This is a genomic window from Ectopseudomonas composti (assembly GCF_001567565.1).
GTDB classification, from domain to species: Bacteria; Pseudomonadota; Gammaproteobacteria; order Pseudomonadales; family Pseudomonadaceae; genus Aquipseudomonas; species Aquipseudomonas composti_A.
Genome location: NZ_LSSW01000008.1, coordinates 1 through 16648, shown reverse-complemented (window position 1 = coordinate 16648; position 16648 = coordinate 1). Strand labels below are relative to the sequence as shown.

General features: G+C 65.1%; 14 protein-coding genes. 12 read left to right on the top strand and 2 right to left on the bottom strand.

The window, feature by feature from the left end; genetic code table 11:
* Positions 1-171: 171 nt before the first annotated feature.
* The 10 genes from PCLY_RS01895 (at position 172) to PCLY_RS01850 (ending at position 11936) form a co-directional block, all read left to right on the top strand.
* Positions 172-999: an HTD2 family dehydratase gene (locus PCLY_RS01895; protein WP_061237558.1), complete on the top strand. Its 828-nt coding sequence runs from the start codon at positions 172-174 to the stop codon at positions 997-999.
* 74 nt (positions 1000-1073) lie between these two features.
* Positions 1074-2237, top strand: a complete 1164-nt coding sequence (locus PCLY_RS01890) for an acyl-CoA dehydrogenase family protein (protein ID WP_061237557.1) — start codon at positions 1074-1076, stop codon at positions 2235-2237.
* A gap of 154 nt (positions 2238-2391) precedes the next feature.
* Entirely contained in the window at positions 2392-3744 is a 1353-nt protein-coding gene (locus PCLY_RS01885) for an MmgE/PrpD family protein (protein WP_061237556.1), read from the top strand.
* 80 nt (positions 3745-3824) lie between these two features.
* Entirely contained in the window at positions 3825-5027 is a 1203-nt protein-coding gene (locus PCLY_RS01880) for a CaiB/BaiF CoA transferase family protein (protein ID WP_061237555.1), read from the top strand.
* Between the two features lie 88 nt (positions 5028-5115).
* Positions 5116-5943, top strand: a complete 828-nt coding sequence (locus PCLY_RS01875) for an HpcH/HpaI aldolase/citrate lyase family protein (protein WP_061237554.1) — start codon at positions 5116-5118, stop codon at positions 5941-5943.
* A gap of 74 nt (positions 5944-6017) precedes the next feature.
* Positions 6018-7013: a TRAP transporter substrate-binding protein gene (locus PCLY_RS01870; RefSeq protein WP_061237553.1), complete on the top strand. Its 996-nt coding sequence runs from the start codon at positions 6018-6020 to the stop codon at positions 7011-7013.
* Positions 7014-7292: 279 nt separating this feature from the next.
* Positions 7293-7760 carry a MarR family winged helix-turn-helix transcriptional regulator gene (locus PCLY_RS01865; RefSeq protein ID WP_061237552.1) on the top strand — a complete coding sequence of 156 codons (468 nt, stop codon included), beginning with the start codon at positions 7293-7295 and terminating at the stop codon, positions 7758-7760.
* Positions 7760-9205 (top strand): efflux transporter outer membrane subunit, encoded by a 1446-nt coding sequence (locus PCLY_RS01860; protein WP_197432124.1) that lies wholly within the window; start codon positions 7760-7762, stop codon positions 9203-9205. The genes PCLY_RS01865 and PCLY_RS01860 overlap by 1 nt, the downstream gene beginning before the upstream one ends.
* A 9-nt stretch (positions 9206-9214) precedes the next feature.
* On the top strand, positions 9215-10408 hold the full coding sequence (locus tag PCLY_RS01855) for an efflux RND transporter periplasmic adaptor subunit (protein WP_061237551.1): 1194 nt from the start codon (positions 9215-9217) through the stop codon (positions 10406-10408).
* Position 10409: 1 nt separating this feature from the next.
* Positions 10410-11936 carry a DHA2 family efflux MFS transporter permease subunit gene (locus PCLY_RS01850; protein ID WP_061237550.1) on the top strand — a complete coding sequence of 509 codons (1527 nt, stop codon included), beginning with the start codon at positions 10410-10412 and terminating at the stop codon, positions 11934-11936.
* Positions 11937-12005: 69 nt separating this feature from the next.
* Here PCLY_RS01850 and PCLY_RS01845 read toward each other — a convergent pair whose 3' ends face one another.
* The gene (locus PCLY_RS01845; RefSeq protein ID WP_061237549.1) at positions 12006-12941 is read right to left on the bottom strand and encodes a hydroxymethylglutaryl-CoA lyase; all 936 of its coding nucleotides are present in this window, start codon (positions 12939-12941) and stop codon (positions 12006-12008) included.
* Between the two features lie 145 nt (positions 12942-13086).
* Entirely contained in the window at positions 13087-14289 is a 1203-nt protein-coding gene (locus tag PCLY_RS01840; RefSeq protein ID WP_061237548.1) for a CaiB/BaiF CoA transferase family protein, read from the bottom strand.
* Between the two features lie 168 nt (positions 14290-14457).
* Here PCLY_RS01840 and PCLY_RS01835 point away from each other — a divergent pair, with 168 nt between their 5' ends.
* Complete coding sequence (locus PCLY_RS01835) at positions 14458-15378, top strand: LysR family transcriptional regulator (protein WP_061237547.1); 921 nt, start codon at positions 14458-14460, stop codon at positions 15376-15378.
* 116 nt (positions 15379-15494) lie between these two features.
* Positions 15495-16499: a TRAP transporter substrate-binding protein gene (locus PCLY_RS01830; protein ID WP_061237546.1), complete on the top strand. Its 1005-nt coding sequence runs from the start codon at positions 15495-15497 to the stop codon at positions 16497-16499.
* Positions 16500-16648 lie beyond the last annotated feature (149 nt).

Genomic DNA, 16648 nt, shown 5'->3' with positions numbered 1-16648 from the left:
CTTTAGCCGCGACGCCCTGGCTTCCCCGGAAAACATCGCGGCTAAAGCCCCTCCCACATAGAAATATGGCGTTCAGCTTACCCGAACGCTGGTTTAAATAAATGCGGATTCTCTGAACGCGGTCGGCGTCGCATGCTCCAGCTCACACAAGAACCGAGCTGGAACCTGCCCATGAGTGATTCTGCTTTTTCCGCCTGGATCGGTCGTCGCGAAGACGTGCACGACCAACTCAGCCGCAATCTGGTCAAGCGCATCGCCGCCACCCTTGGCGAAGCCACGCCAGCCCATGGCGAGGCACTGCCGCTGCTGTGGCACTGGGCGTTCTTTCAGGAGCCGGTCGCCGAGATCGGCCTGGGCGAGGACGGCCATCCGGCGCGCGGTGGCTTCCTGCCGCCGGCGGATAACCGCAACCGCATGTGGGCCGGTGGCCGTATCGAATTCATCCAGCCCTTGCGCGTGGGTGGCGAAGCCAGCCGGGTATCGACCATCAAGCACATCGAGGAAAAGCACGGGCGCACCGGTGCACTGCTGTTCGTCACGGTGCAGCACGACTATCTGCAGGACGGTGAGCTGGCCATCCGCGAGGAGCAGGACATCGTTTACCGTGAGCCGAGCCCGCCCAAGGCCAGCAGTGGCGAGCCGCTGGTCGCCGGCGATTGGCGCGAGGCGGTCACGCCGTCCAGCACCCTGCTGTTTCGCTACAGCGCGGTGACCTTCAACGGCCACCGCATCCACTACGACTGGCCCTACGTCACCGAAACCGAGGGCTACAGCGGCCTGGTGGTACATGGCCCGCTGATCGCCACCCTGAGCTTGCGTGCCTTCTGCCGCGCCAACCCGCAGGCGCGTTTGCGCCACTTCGCCTATCGCGGCCTGCGTCCGCTGATTGCGCCAAGGCCCTTCGAGGTGGGCGGGCGCATCAGCGGCGAGGGCCAGGCCGAACTCTGGGCGGGCAACGAGGCCGGCCTGGCGCAGCGCGCCGAAGTGCAATTCGACTGATTGTCCGTAGCCCGGATGCAATCCGGGAAATCGCCCCGGATTGCATCCGGGCTACGCGTTATCGAGGAACTGTGATGAACCCCAACAGCAACGAAGAACTCAATGCGATCCGCGAAGGCGTGCGCGCCCTGTGTGCGGAATTTCCCGCCGAATACTGGCGCAAGATCGATGAAGAGAAGGGCTTCCCCGAAGCCTTCGTCAGCGCCATGACCGAAGCCGGCTGGTTGTCGGCGATGATCCCGGAAGAATACGGCGGTTCGGGCCTGGGTCTGGCCGAGGCGTCACTGATCCTCGAAGAGGTGAACCACTGCGGCGGCAACTCCGGCACCATCCACGGGCAGATGTACAACATGTTCACCCTGCTGCGTAACGGCAGCGAGGAGCAGAAGCGCTACTACCTGCCCAAACTCGCCAGCGGCGAGCTGCGCCTGCAGTCGATGGGCGTCACCGAACCCACCACTGGCACCGACACCACCAAGATCAAGACCACTGCCGTGCGCCAGGGCGACAAGTACGTGATCAATGGGCAGAAGGTGTGGATCTCGCGTGTGCAGCACTCGGATCTGATGATCCTGCTGGCGCGTACCACGCCGCTGGCCGAGGTGCAGCGCAAGTCCGAGGGCATGTCGATCTTCCTGGTCGACCTGCGCGAGGCCATCGGCAACGGCCTGACCGTGCAGCCGATCGCCAACATGGTCAACCACGAGACCAACGAGCTGTTCTTCGACAACCTGGAAATTCCCGCCAGCAGCCTGATCGGCGAGGAGGGCAAGGGCTTTCGCTACATCCTCGACGGCCTCAACGCCGAGCGCACGCTGATCGCCGCCGAGTGCATCGGTGATGGGCGCTGGTTCATCGAAAAATCCGCGCAATACGCCCGTGACCGCGTGGTGTTCGGCCGGCCCATCGGGCAGAACCAGGGCGTGCAGTTTCCCATTGCCGAGGCGCATATCGAGATCGAGGCCGCCGACCTGATGCGCTGGCGCGCCTGCGAAGAATACGACGCCGGGCGCAACGCCGGAGCGGCGGCCAACATGGCCAAGTACCTGGCGGCCAAGGCCAGCTGGGAGGCGGCCAACGCCTGCCTGCAGACCCACGGCGGCTTCGGTTTCGCCAACGAATACGACGTCGAGCGCAAGTTCCGCGAAACCCGCCTGTACCAGGTGGCGCCGATCTCCACCAACCTGATCCTGAGCTACGTGGCCGAGCATCTGCTCGAACTGCCACGCAGTTTCTGAGGAGCCTACTTATGAACTGCTGCGCGTCGGCCATGCTGCGTTGTAATCGGGCTCGGAATGCTCATTTACAACTCGTAAACTCCGCTTCCTCGCCCGCTTACGCCTTGCCTGGCTCTAGCTCGCGAGTTCATAAGCAGACTCCTGAGGATCGCTTATGAGCAAGAATACTCAGCAACTGGCCGCGTTCCTCGCTGAATTGTCCTACGAGCAGATTCCCGAGCACGTGCTCGATCGCACCGAAGACCTGCTGCTCGACTGGCTGGGCTCGGCGCTGGCCAGCGAGGGCGCGCGGCCGATCCCGCTGTTCGAAGCCTATGCACAGAAGATGGGCCCAGCCGATGGCCCGGCGCGCATCCTGGTCAACGGCCGGGGTACCTCGGCCTACTTCGCCGCACTGGTCAATGCCGCCTCCTCGCACTTGGTGGAGCAGGACGACCTGCACAACAGCTCGGTGCTGCACCCGGCCACCGTGGTCTTCCCCGCAGCCCTGGCCGCTGCACAGGATCTCGGCAAGTCCGGTCGCGAGCTGCTGCTGGCCTCGGTGGCCGGCTACGAGGCGGGCATTCGCATCGGCGAGTTCCTGGGGCGCTCGCATTACCGCATCTTCCACACCACGGCCACCGTCGGCACCTTGGCCGCTGCCGTCGCCGTGGGCAAGCTGCTGGACTTCGACCAGCGACAGTTCATCCATCTGCTCGGCAATGCTGGCACCCAGGCGGCGGGGTTGTGGGAATTTCTGCGTGATGCGGCCGACTCCAAGCAACTGCACACCGCCAAGGCCGCCGCCGATGGCCTGCTGGCCGCTTACCTCACCGAGCAGGGCCTGACCGGCGCGCAGAACATTCTCGAAGGCGAGCAGGGCATGGCCGCCGGCATGTCGCGCGATGCCGAGCCGAGCAAGCTGTCCGATCGCCTCGGCCGGCGCTGGGCGCTGGCGGAAACCTCGTTCAAGTTCCACGCCTCCTGCCGTCACACCCATCCGGCGGCTGACGCGCTGCTCGATCTGATGTGGCGCGAGGGGCTGCGTCACGGCGATATCGCCCAGGTCATCGCCCGTGTGCATCAGGGCGCCATCGATGTGCTCGGTCGCGTGAAGGTGCCGCAGACCGTGCACCAGGCCAAGTTCTCCATGGGCACCGTGCTCGGTCTGATCGCCGTGCATGGCAAGGCTGGGCTCAGCGAGTTCGCCAACCAGGCACTGCAGAACCCGGCCGTGGCTACCTTTCGCGACAAGGTGCAGATGCGCCTGGATCCGGAGGTGGATGTGGCCTACCCGCAGCGCTGGCTGGGCCGTGTCGAGGTGATCACCGGCGATGGCCGCACCTTGCGTGGCGCCATCGACGAGCCCAAGGGCGACCCCGGCAACAGCCTCTGCCGCGCCGAACTGGAGGACAAGTTCCGCCGCCTGCTGGCCTTCGCCGGCAAGCGCAGCAGTGATGAGGCCGGCATCTTGATCGAGCGAGTCTGGCGCCTGCGCCAGACCGATGATCTGAGCAACCTGGCCTGACGGCTCGCTTCGACTTTGCGGTGGATCGATGAAGCGCGGACTACGCGTCCCGATCCACCCTACGGATCAGGGATCTGCATATGAACAACGCACAACAACCCCGGCCACTGGACGGTATCACCGTGGTCAGCCTGGAACACGCCATCGCCGCGCCGTTCTGCACCCGCCAGCTCGCCGACCTCGGCGCGCGGGTGATCAAGGTGGAGCGCCCCGGCAGCGGTGATTTTGCCCGTGGCTACGACGAGCGCGTCAGCGGTCTGGCTTCGCATTTCGTCTGGACCAACCGCTCCAAGGAAAGCCTGACCCTCGACCTCAAGCAGGACGATGCGATGCAGGTGCTTGGCAGCCTGCTGGCCAAGGCCGACGTACTGGTGCAGAACCTGGCACCGGGCGCCGCCGCGCGCATGGGCCTGTCCTTCGAGGCGCTGCACGAGCGTTTTCCCCAGTTGATCGTCTGCGACATCTCCGGCTATGGCGAAGGTGGCCCCTACGAGCAGAAGAAGGCCTACGACCTGCTGATCCAGAGCGAGGGCGGCTTTCTCTCCGTTACCGGCGGTGAGGGCGAGGAGCAGATGGCCAAGGCCGGTTGCTCCATCGCCGATATCGCAGCCGGCATGTACGCCTACACCGGCGTGCTGTCGGCGCTGATGCTGCGCGGCAGGACTGGCGTCGGCAGCCGCGTCGACGTGTCGATGCTGGAGAGCCTGGTGGAGTGGATGGGCTACCCGCTGTACTACGCCTACGACGGTGCCACGCCGCCGCCGCGTGCTGGTGCCGCGCACTCGACCATCTATCCCTACGGCCCGTTCCCGGCCGGCGACGGCGGCACGGTGATGCTCGGCCTGCAGAACGAGCGCGAATGGCAGGCATTCTGCGCCAAGGTGCTGGAGCAGCCGGAGTTGGCCAGCGACGAGCGCTTTGCCGCCAACTTCAAGCGCTCGGCCAACCGCGCTGAGCTGCGCGCGCTGATCGTCGAGGCGTTCTCGCGCATGAGCACGGCGCAGGTCATCGAGCGCCTGGAGCTGGCGCAGATCGCCAACGCCCAGGTCAATGACATGGCCGGTGTCTGGGCTCACCCGCAACTGCAAGCGCGCCAGCGCTGGCGCCAGGTCGACAGCCCCAGCGGCAGCTTGCCGGCGCTGCTGCCGCCGGGGCGCAACAGCGCCTTCGAGCCGCGCATGGACGCCATCCCCGCATTGGGCCAGCACACCGACACGCTGCTCGCCGAACTGGGTTATGTCGCCGGCGACATCCAGCGCCTGCATCAACAGGGGGCGGTATGAATTCGACCGTAGCCCGGCAGTCGCCGCGTAGGGTGGACGAGGCTCTTTTCGTCCACCGCATGCCTGCCAACCGCGCAGAGGTTCGAGCATGAACAAACCCATCATTCGTAGTGCGCTATTCGTGCCGGCCAGTCGCCCGGAGCGTATCCCCAAGGCGCTTGCCGTCGGCGCCGACGCGGTCATCGTCGACCTCGAAGATGCCGTGCAGGAGAGCCTCAAGCTGGAGGCGCGGGCCAATCTCGATGCCTTTCTCACGGCCAACCCGCAGGCGCGTCTGCTGGTGCGGATCAATGCCCCCGAGCATGCCGGGCATGGCGCCGATATCGAACTCTGCGCCCGCCATGCCGGTGTCGTCGGCGTGCTGCTGCCCAAGGTGGAGAGCGCCGCCCAGGTGGCACGCGTCGCCGCTTGCGGCAAGCCGGTGTGGCCGATCATCGAGAGTGCGGCGGGGTTGCTGGCGCTGGCGGAAATCGCCCGCGCTGATGGCGTCGAGCGACTGTCGTTCGGCGCCCTCGACCTGGGCCTGGACCTCGGTTTGAGCAGCGGCAGCGCGGCGGCCGAACGCATCCTCGACCAGGCCCGTTACGCCTTGTTGCTGCATTCGCGCACGGTCGGCCTGGCGGCGCCGCTGGACAGCGTGTTTCCAGCCATCGAAGACCGCGACGGTCTGGCTCGTACCACACGCGATGCACGTGACATGGGCTTCGACGGTTTGCTCTGCATCCATCCCAGCCAGGTCGAGATCGTTCACCGCGCACTGTGCCCGGCCGACGAAGAACTGGCCTGGGCACGACGGGTGATGGCCGCTGCCAGCAGTGGGGCCGGCGTATTCGTGGTGGACGGCCAGATGGTCGACGCCCCGGTGCTGGGCCGTGCCCGTCGCTTGCTGCAACGGGCCGGCGAGAGCCCAGCCTGAACACCGGCCGGCGGCACGGCGTCGCCGGTCATTTCGTCCCACGTACCGACCAACAACAACAATGAGGTAACGTCATGTTCAAACTCACCGCCAAGGCGCTCGCCTGCGCCGCCATGCTTTCCTGTGCCGGCCTGGTGCAGGCTGCCGATGAGCCGATCATCATCAAGTTCGCCCATGTGGTGGCGGACAACACGCCCAAGGGGCAGGGCGCGCTGTTGTTCAAGAAGCTGGCCGAGGAGCGCCTGCCTGGACGGGTCAAGGTCGATGTTTATCCCAACTCTTCGCTGTTCGGCGATGGCAAGGAAATGGAGGCGCTGCTGCTCGGTGAGGTGCAGATGCTGGCGCCGTCGCTGGCCAAGTTCGAGCAGTACGCCAAGCCCGTGCAGCTGTTCGACCTGCCGTTTCTGTTCGATGACATGGCTGCGGTCGATCGCTTCCAGGCCAGCCCCGAGGGGCGTGCGCTGCTGACGTCCATGGAGGACAAGAACATCACCGGCCTGGCCTACTGGCACAACGGCCTGAAGGTGATGTCGGCCAACAAGCCGCTGCGTGATCCGGCTGATGCCCGTGGCCTGAAGTTCCGCGTGCAAGCCTCGGCGGTGCTGGAGGAGCAGTTCAAGGCGGTGCGTGCCAACCCGCGCAAGATGAGCTTCGCCGAGGTCTATCAGGGCCTGCAGACCGGCGTGGTCAACGGCACCGAGAACACCTGGTCGAACTACTACAGCCAGAAGGTGCATGAGGTGCAGAAGTACATGACCGAGTCCGATCATGGCCTGATCGACTACATGGTGATCACCAACACCCAGTTCTGGAACGGCCTGCCGGATGACGTGCGCAGTGAGCTGGAACAGGTCATGGCCGAGGTCTCCGTCGAGGTGAACAAGCAGGCTGACGCGCTCAACCGTACGGCCAAGCAGGACATCGCCAAGGCTGGCACCACCGAGATCATCGAGCTGACCCCGCAGCAACGCGCTGAGTGGCGTGAAGCGATGCGCCCGGTGTGGAAGAAGTTCGAGAAGGAGATCGGTGCCGAGCTGATCCAGGCGGCGGAGAAATCCAACCAGGGTTGAGTTTCGCCCTGAAATGAAAACGCCCGGCTCATGCCGGGCGTTTGCGTTTGGCAACTTCGCTGCAGGCGCCGGTTCCCTGGAGTCTGCCCAGCGCAGGCCGGAAGCCCTTCGCAGCCTGGGGGCATTGAACTCGTTCAGCGCCTGAGAGTCAGTCTTCTGTGCGCTGAATATTTCAAATTATGTCGGATATCGATAACAAGTATTACCAAATGTAATTGGGCTGATCGCTGCCTAGGCAGTAACCTACATGGCAATCACTGCCTGGGCAGGTAATTTTTCATGCCACATTTCGACCGCGAACACTTCTCCCTGCAACATTCACCGGGCCATCTCATTGCCCTGATCAATCAGCTCAAGGACCGCATCCTGGAGCGCCATCTGGTGAACCATGACATCACGGCCGCGCAGTTCAAGGTGGTGCTGCTTGTCAGCCAGAACCGTGCTGATACGCCAGCCGATCTGGTGCGTCTGCTCAACCTCGACAGTGGTGCGATGACGCGCATGCTCGATCGCCTGGAGCAGAAGGGCCTGCTGACCCGCGAGCGCAGCCATGCGGACCGCCGTCAGGTGCACCTGCGGCTGACCGAGGCCGGCGATGCCCTGGGCGTTCTGGTGCCGCGGATCGCGGCGGACGCCATCAATGAGCTGACTGGCTGCCTGACGCGCGCCGAGCTCGACGAATTCCAGCGCTTGACGAAAAAAATGCTGATGGCGGCCGACGCCTTGCCGCAGTTGCCCGGAGAATGATGAGCACCATGCCGTTGCGTACCCCCTTATCCCTGATGTTCAGCGCGCTGCTGCTGGCCGCCTGTGCTTCACCGCAAGGCCTGCACACGCAAGGCCAGGCCCTGGACAGTGCCAGTCTGCAAGGGCCGACCTTCAGCGACAAGCTGTCGCCGGCGACTTGGCCAGCGCATGACTGGTGGAACAGTCTGGGTGATCCACAACTGGACGGGCTGATCGCCGCAGCCCTGCGCAGCAACCCGGATCTGCAGGTCGCCGATGCCCGCGCTCGCCAGGCCAACGCTGCGGTGCTGGCGGCCGATGCCCAGCGTCAGCCGACCCTGGACATCGAGGCCGGAGTGACCCGTTCACGCGCCGCGCGGGTCGATGACCCCAGCGGCCAGGGCCGCCGCTATGGCACCCTGCGCAGCCTGTCGTTGCAAGGCGGTTACCACTTCGATCTGTGGGGCGGCGACCGGGCTGCCTGGGAAGCGGCCCTGGGCCGGGCTCGCGCCAGTGAGGTGGATCGCCAGGGCGCGCGCCTGACCCTGGCCGCCGAGGTGACCCGCGCCTACAACGATCTGGGCCTGGCCTACGCCACCCAGGACCTGGCCGAGCAGGATCTCAAACGCACGCGTGACATGCTCGTGCTGGCCCGCAGTCGGGTCGAGGCCGGACTCGACAGCGACTACCAGTTGCAGCAGACCCAGAGTCTTGAGGCCGCTGCCGAAGCCAGCCTGACCGCCGCGACCCGGCAGGTCGACAGCGCCCGCATTCGCTTGGCCGTGATACTCGGTCAGGGGCCTGATGGCGGCGCCAGGCTGCCGCGTCCGCAGCTGATCGCGCCGAGCGCGGTGAGCCTGCCGAGCCATGTGCCGGCCGAGCTGATCGGCCGCCGTCCCGACCTGGTCGCGGCGCGCTGGCGCGTCGAAGCAGCCAGCCGCGACATCGAGGCCAGCAAGGCGGATTTCTATCCCAACCTCAACCTGAGTCTGGCCGTTGGCAGCAAGTCGCTGCTCGGTGATGCCATGTTCGGCGGCGCCAGTCGCTTCTTCAGCATCGGCCCGGCGCTGAGCCTGCCGATCTTCGATGGTGGCGCCCGCCGCGCCGCCCTGGCCGGGCGTAACGCCGACTACGACGTGGCCGTGGCGCAATACAACCAGACCCTGCTCGGTGCCTTGGGCGATATCGGCGATGGCATCAGCCGTATCCACTCCCTGGAGCAGCAGATCGACCAGCAACAACGGGCGCGTGACATCGCCCGCAGTTCCTACGACATCGCCATGCAGCGCTATGCCGATGGCATCGGCAACCACCTCGATGCCCTCAGCGTCGAGCAGCAGTTGCTGCAGAGCGAACGACAACTGGCCAGCTTGCAGGCCGAGCGTATCGACGCTTCGGTGCTGCTGATGCAGGCCCTGGGTGGTGGCTTCGAGGCCGCCGCTCCGTTATCCACTTCCGCACGCTGAGCACTCGCCATGACTGACTCTCAAGCCTCTCCCGCTGCCGCCAATTCCAGCAAGCGCAAACGCCTGTTGCTCGGCCTCGGTGCCATCGTCGTGCTCTGCAGTGCGGCGATCTTCGCTTACCACGAGCTGTACGGCCGTTTCTACGAGGAAACCGACGACGCCTATGTCGGCGGCAATCTGGTGCAGATCACGCCACGTATCACCGGCACCGTCATCCGCATCGCCGTGGATGACGGTGATTACGTCGAAGCCGGTCAGCCTCTGGTCTGGCTGGATCCGGCCGACACCCAGGTGGCCTTGCAGAGCGCCGAGGCCAACCTGGCGCGCACGGTGCGCCAGGTGCGTGGGTTGTACAGCAACGTCGACAGCTACAAGGCACAAGTGGCTTCGCGCAAGATCGACGTGCAGCGCGCCCAGGCCGATTACCAGCGGCGGGTCGCCCTGGCCAGCAAGGGAGCGATTTCCCGTGAGGAGCTGGCCCACGCCCGCGACACCCTCAACAGCGCGCAGAGCGCACTGATCTCCGCCCAGCAGCAACTGGACACCAACCAGGCCTTGGTCGACGACACGGTGATCGCCTCCCACCCGGAGGTGAAAAGCGCGGCTGCGCAACTGCGCCAGGCCTTCCTCAATAACGCGCGCAGCACCTTGGTGGCGCCCGTCAGTGGTTACGTGGCGCAGCGTTCGGTGCAGGTGGGCAGCCGCATCCAGCCGGGCGCCGCGCTGATGGCCGTGGTGCCGTTGCATGACCTCTGGATCGACGCCAACTTCAAGGAAACCCAGTTGCGCGACATGCGCATTGGCCAGCCGGTGACCGTCGAGGCCGATCTGTACGGCGACGATGTGATCTACCAGGGCCATGTCGAGAGCCTGGGTGTGGGCACCGGCAGCGCCTTCTCGCTGCTGCCGGCGCAGAACGCCAGCGGCAACTGGATCAAGATCGTGCAGCGCCTGCCGGTGCGTATCCAGCTGGATGAAGAGGCCTTGGACAAGCATCCGCTGCGTATCGGCCTGTCGACCTCGGTAACCGTCGACCTGCATGACCAGAGCGGCCCGCAGTTGTCGACGCAGATGCCCAAGCAGGCGCGCTTCAGCACGGCGGTCTATGACGAGCCGATGGCCGAAGCCGACGCCTTGATCGAGCGCATCATCCACGCCAACGGGCCGCAGGCGTCGGCGGCCGACCCGGCGCGGCAGAACTGAGATGAGCGACGCCAATTTCCGCCCGGCCAGCATGTTGCTGGCCACCATCGGCATTTCCCTGGCGACCTTCATGCAGGTGCTCGACACCACCATCGCCAACGTCGCGCTGCCGACCATTTCCGGCAACCTGGGGGTCAGTTCGGAGCAGGGCACCTGGGTGATCACCTCGTTCGCCGTGTGCAATGCCATCGCCTTGCCGCTCACCGGCTGGCTGGCCCGGCGCTTCGGTGAGGTGAAGCTGTTTCTCGCCGCGGTGGTGCTGTTCGTGATCAGCTCGTTCCTCTGCGGCATCGCTCGCTCCATGCCCGAGCTGGTGGTGTTTCGTGCGCTGCAGGGGCTGGTGGCCGGACCGCTGTATCCCATGGCGCAGACCCTGCTGCTGGCGATCTTTCCCAGTGCCAAGCGCGGCATGGCCCTGGCCTTGCTGGCGATGGTCACGGTGGTGGCGCCGATCATCGGGCCGATTGCCGGTGGCTGGATCACCGACAGCTACAGCTGGCCGTGGATTTTCTTCATCAACGTGCCCATCGGCATTCTCGCCACCCTGGTGGTCTGGACGCAGATGCGCAACCGCCCGGAAAGCACCGAGCACCAGCCCATCGATTACATCGGGCTGATGCTGCTGGTGTTGGGTGTCGGCGTGCTGCAGGTGGTGCTCGACAAGGGCAACGACCTGGACTGGTTCGAGTCCACCTTCATCCAGATCGGCACCACCATCTCGGTGGTTTCGCTGGTGGCTCTGGTGATCTGGGAACTGACCGACAAGCACCCGATCATCAACCTGCGCCTGTTCATGTACCGCAACTTCACCTTCGGCACCCTGGCGCTGGTGCTGGGTTATTCCGGCTTCTTCGGCATCAACCTGCTGCTGCCGCAGTGGCTGCAGACCCAGCTGGGCTACACGCCGATCTGGGCTGGCCTGGCGGCAGCGCCTATCGGCATCCTGCCGCTGTTCCTGTCGCCGCTGGTGGGCAAGTACGCGCACAAGTTCGACCTGCGCCTGCTGGCCGGCGGCTCGTTCCTGGTGATCGGCGCTTCGTGTTTCATGCGCGCCTCGTTCAATACCGAGGTGGATTACCGGCATATCGCCGAGGTACAGGTGTTCATGGGCCTGGGGGTCGCGCTGTTCTTCATGCCGACCACCAGCATCCTGCTCTCCAGCCTGCCACCCAAGGACATCGCCGACGGCTCCGGCCTGGCCACCTTCCTGCGCGTGCTGGGCGGCAGCTTCGCCTCGTCGTTGACCACCTGGATCTGGCATCGCCGGGAGATCTACCACCACGCGCAGTTGACCGAGCACATCACGCCTTACGACCCGGCCACGCACCAGTATCTGGAGCAGCTCGGCGGCGCCTCGCAGTCGGCCTATGCGCAGATCGACCGACTGGTGCAAAGCCAGGCCTACATGCTCTCGACCGTGGATTACTTCACCCTGCTGGGCTGGCTGTTCTTTGGCCTGATCCTGATCATCTGGCTGGCCAAGCCGCCGTTCTCGGCCAAGGGCGCGGAGGCGGGCGGCGGGCATTGAGCCGCCGCGCGCAGAGCTCGTGATGACCCTGGCCTGGCCGGGGTCATGCGCTGGCAAGCTGGGTTAGGATCACGCGCTGGCTTCGCTCATCCATTTGGGCTTCGGGTAACGGCGATCCGCTTTGCCCGCCTTGAGGATGGCGCCCGGCACGTCGTGGCCGATCAGGCCGGGCAGGGTGGCGGCGGCTTCGAGCAGGGCATCGAGGTTGACCCCGGTATCCAGGCCCATGCGCTGGAACATGTGCACCAGATCCTCGGTGCAGATATTGCCGCTGGCGCCCGGTGCGTAGGGGCAGCCGCCGAGGCCGCCGAGTGAGGCGTCGAAGCGGTCGATGCCCGCGTTCAGCGCCGCCAGGGCATTGGCCAGGCCCATGCCACGGGTATTGTGGAAATGCGCGGTGAACACCGCCTCGGGCCAGCGCTGCAGGGCTTCGTGGCAGATACGCTCGACCTGCGCCGGGTCGGCCATGCCGGTGGTGTCGCACAGGGTCACGCCCTGCACGCCGATCTCCAGCAGGCGCTCGGTCAGTTCATATACGCGGGCTTCGCGCACTTCGCCTTCGAACGGGCAGCCGAAGGTGGTCGACAGCGAGGCGTTGATGAACACACCGCTGCCACGCGTCACTTCGATGATCTCGGCGAACTGCGCCAGCGACTGCTCCGGGGTCATGCGCAGGTTGGCCAGGCCGTGGGTGTCGCTGGCGGACATCACCAGGTTGATCTCGTCCACCTCGCACGACAGCGCGCGTTCGCAGCCTTTCACGTTGGGCACCAGCACGGTGTATTCCACGCCTGCCACGCGGGTGATACCGCGCATCACTTCTTCGGCATCGCGCAGGTTGGGAATGGCTTTGGGCGAGGTGAAGGAGGTGACTTCGACCTTGGCCAGGCCGGTGTGGGACAGGCGGTCGATCAGGGCGATCTTGTCTTCGGTGGGCACGAAGCTGGCTTCGATCTGGAAGCCGTCGCGGGTGGCGACGTCCTGAATATAGAGACGTTTGCTCATGAGGGGAGTCCTGTTGTTCTTGCGAGCCGTAACAGCGGTGGACAAGCTGCGCGTTGGCTACGCGCCCCGGTCCACCCTACACGGATCTGTGTGTTTCATTCGCGTAGGGTGGATGACGCTTTATCCATCCACCGCTGGCCACGGTTCAGATGATCCCGCGCTCGCGCAGGCCGGCGACCTGTTCGGCGCTCAGGCCAAGCCCAGCGAGGATGTCGTCGTTGTGCTCGCCCAGCTGCGGGCCGCCGGTGCCGATGCGGCCCGGTGTGCGGCTGAGTTTGGGCAGCACGCCCGGCACCTTGAGCGGGCCGACGCTGGTCTGCACCTGCTCGATCATCTGCCGCGCCAGGTAGTGCGGGTCCTGCACGATGTCGGCGGCGGTGTAGGGGTAGCCGGCCGGTACGCGCGCGCCCTTGAGCGCTTCGATCACCTCATCGCGGCCGCGCTGGGCAGTCCATTCGGCGATGGCACCGTCGATCAGTTCGGCGTGCTGGCTGCGCCCGTCGTTCTGCGCCAGGCGCGGGTCGTTGCCCAGGTCATCACGGCCGATCAGGCTCATCAGGCGCTTGTAGATGCTGTCGCCATTGCCGGCGATCAGCACGAAGCTGCCGTCGTTGCACGGGTAGGAGTTGGACGGGGTGATGCCGGGCAGGGCGCTGCCGGCTGGCTCGCGGATATAGCCGAAGGCGTCGTATTCGGGGATCAGGCTTTCCATCATGGCGAACACCGACTCGTACAGCGCCACGTCGATCTCCTGGCCTTCGCCGCTGCGCGCACGTTCCTGCAGGGCCAGCAGCACGCCGATCACCCCGTACAGCGAGGACAGCGAGTCGCCGATGCTGATACCGACGCGCACCGGCGCCTGGCCAGGGTAGCCGGAGAGGTGGCGCAGGCCGCCCATGGCTTCGCCGATCACGCCGAAACCGGGCAGGTCGCGGTAGGGGCCGGTCTGCCCGTAGCCGGAGATGCGCAGCATGATCAGCCGTGGGTTGATCGCCTTCAGTGCGTCATACCCCAGGCCCCAGCCTTCCAGCGTGCCGGGGCGGAAGTTCTCCACCAGCACGTCGGCTTCACTCACCAGCTGGCGCACGATGTCCTGCGCTTCGGCCTGCTTCAGGTCGAGGGTCAGCGAGCGCTTGTTGCGCGATTGCACGTGCCACCAGAGCGAGGTGCCGTCCTTGATCTTGCGCCACTTGCGCAGCGGGTCGCCGACACCCGGCGGCTCGATCTTGATCACGTCGGCGCCGAATTCGCCGAGCAGCTTGCTGGCGAAGGGACCGGCGATGAGCTGGCCCATCTCGATCACCTTGAGCCCCTGCAGGGCCATGTTGCTGTTGTTGCTCTGATTCATGGCTGCACCTGATTTGCCTGTGCGTTTCTCGTGGTGCGCAGAATGGCGCAGCGCAGCGGTGGCGACAATTGCCCAATGGCCAAGCTAGGCTTCGCGTATCACGAAGTGGCATGCTGTAAATCGGCTTTCTGGCAGCTTCGCTTCGCCAGGCACGAAATGGAGACCCTCATGCGCCGCATCGATTTCGTCACCCTCAAGCTGTTCGTCGCCATCGCCGACGAGCGCAGCCTGACCCGCGCTGCCGAGCGCGAGCACCTGGCCCTGGCGGCGGTGAGCAAGCGTGTCAGCGACCTGGAAAGCCAGCTGGGCATTGCGCTGCTCTATCGCCAGCCCAAGGGTGTCGAGCTGACGCCGGCCGGTCATGCGCTGCTGCACCATGCGCGCAACATGATGGACAACCTCGAGCAGCTCAACGCCGATCTCAGCGAGTTCAGTGAGGGGGTGAAGGGCCATGTGCGCATCCATGCCAACACCTCGGCGGTGATCGAGTTTCTGCCCGAGGACCTGGCCAGCTTCAGCCGCCTGCACCCGCAGGTGAAGATCGATCTGGAGGAGCGCGTCAGCAGCGAAACCATTCGCGCGGTGCGCGAGGGCCTGACTGATATCGGCATCTTCGCTGGCCACGTGCCGGCCGAGGATCTGCAGGTGTTCACCTACCGCCACGACCAGTTGGTGCTGGTCACCCCGCGCGAGCATCCGCTGGCCGAGCGCGACGGCCTGTTCCTGCGCGAGGCAGTGGGTTTCGATTTCATCGGCCTGCAGCAGGACGCCTCGTTACATGGCCTGTTGCAGCACTCGGCGCAGAGCCAGGGCGTGAGTTTGCGCCTGCGTATTCAGGTGCGCAGCTTCGAAGCCATCTGCCGGATGATCCACACCGGTATGGGCGTCGGCGTATTGCCGAACCTGGCGGTGCGCACCTACCTGCCGGCGCTGGATGTGCGGGTGATTCCGCTGCACGACCCCTGGGCACGGCGCGAGCTCAAGGTGGCGGTGCGCAATCAGGACAACCTTTCGCTGACCGCGAAGCAGATGCTCGATCACCTGCGCAGTAGCCCATCGATAGAGGATATTTCAGCGCTGCCTTCGTGAATGCCGAAGGCTCTGTTGTTCAAATGTGAATTTCAGCTTGTGGAAGGGCGCAGTAGAGTCCGGCCAATCGAAGGGGTTCTCCCTCGACGCTCAGACAAAAACAACAGGAGCTCTCCATGAAGTTTTCTTTCGTCCGTCGCGGCCTGGCCGGCGTGCTCGCCAGTTGCGCACTGCTTGGCGCACTCTCGGCGCACGCAGCCGATCCGATCTTGATCAAGTTCTCCCACATCACCGCCGACAGCACGCCGAAAGGGCAGGGTGCGCTGCTGTTCCAGAAGCTGGTGGACGAGCGCCTGGCCGGCAAGGTCAAGGTGGAGGTCTATGCCAACTCCTCGCTGTATGGCGATGGCAAGGAAATGGAAGCGCTGCTGCTCAACGAAGTGCAGATGCTGGCGCCGGCACCGTCGAAGCTGGAGCAGTACACCAAGCAGCTGCAGCTGTTCGACATGATGTTCCTGTTCGATGACGTGGCCGCCGCGCAGCGCTTTCAGTCCTCGGACAAGGGCAAGGCGCTGCTCAAGTCGATGGAAAGCAAGGGCATCACCGGGCTGGCCTACTGGCTCAACGGCATGCGCCAATTCACCGCCAACAAACCCCTGATCGAACCGGCCGACGCCCGTGGCCTGAAGTTCCGCGTGCAGCCATCCGACCTGCAGGCTGCGCAATACAGCGCCCTGCGTGCAGTGCCGCGCAAGATGAGTTTCGCCGAGATCTACCAGGGCCTGCAGACCGGCGTGGTCAATGCTCAGGACAACCCCTGGTCGAACATCTACTCGCAGAAGTACTTCGAGGTGCAGAAGTACATGACCGAGTCCAACCATGCCATCGGCAACTACCTGCTGATCACCAATACCCAGTTCTGGAACGGCCTGCCGGCGGACATTCGCAGCGAGCTGGAAAAGATCGTCGACGAGGTCACCGTCGAGGTGAACAAGCAGGCCGAAGCGCTCAATGCCCAGGCCCGGCAGGGCATCGTCGACACCGGCAAGAGCGAGATCATCACCCTGACGCCCGAGCAGCGTGCCGCCTGGCGTGACGCCGTGCGCCCGGCCTGGAAGAAGTTCGAGGCCGAGATCGGTGCCGATGTGATCGAAGCCGCGCAAGCCGCCAACCAGCAATGAGCCTGTGACCGCCCCGGGCCCACGCACCCGGGGCGGTCTTTCATTCGCCGTCGCCTAAGACAGCGTTTGCCAATCACGAATATCGCGCCGTTCCAGGCTCGGTTAGATTCGCCCGACGCCTGACAATCACAAGAACATACGCGGAGATG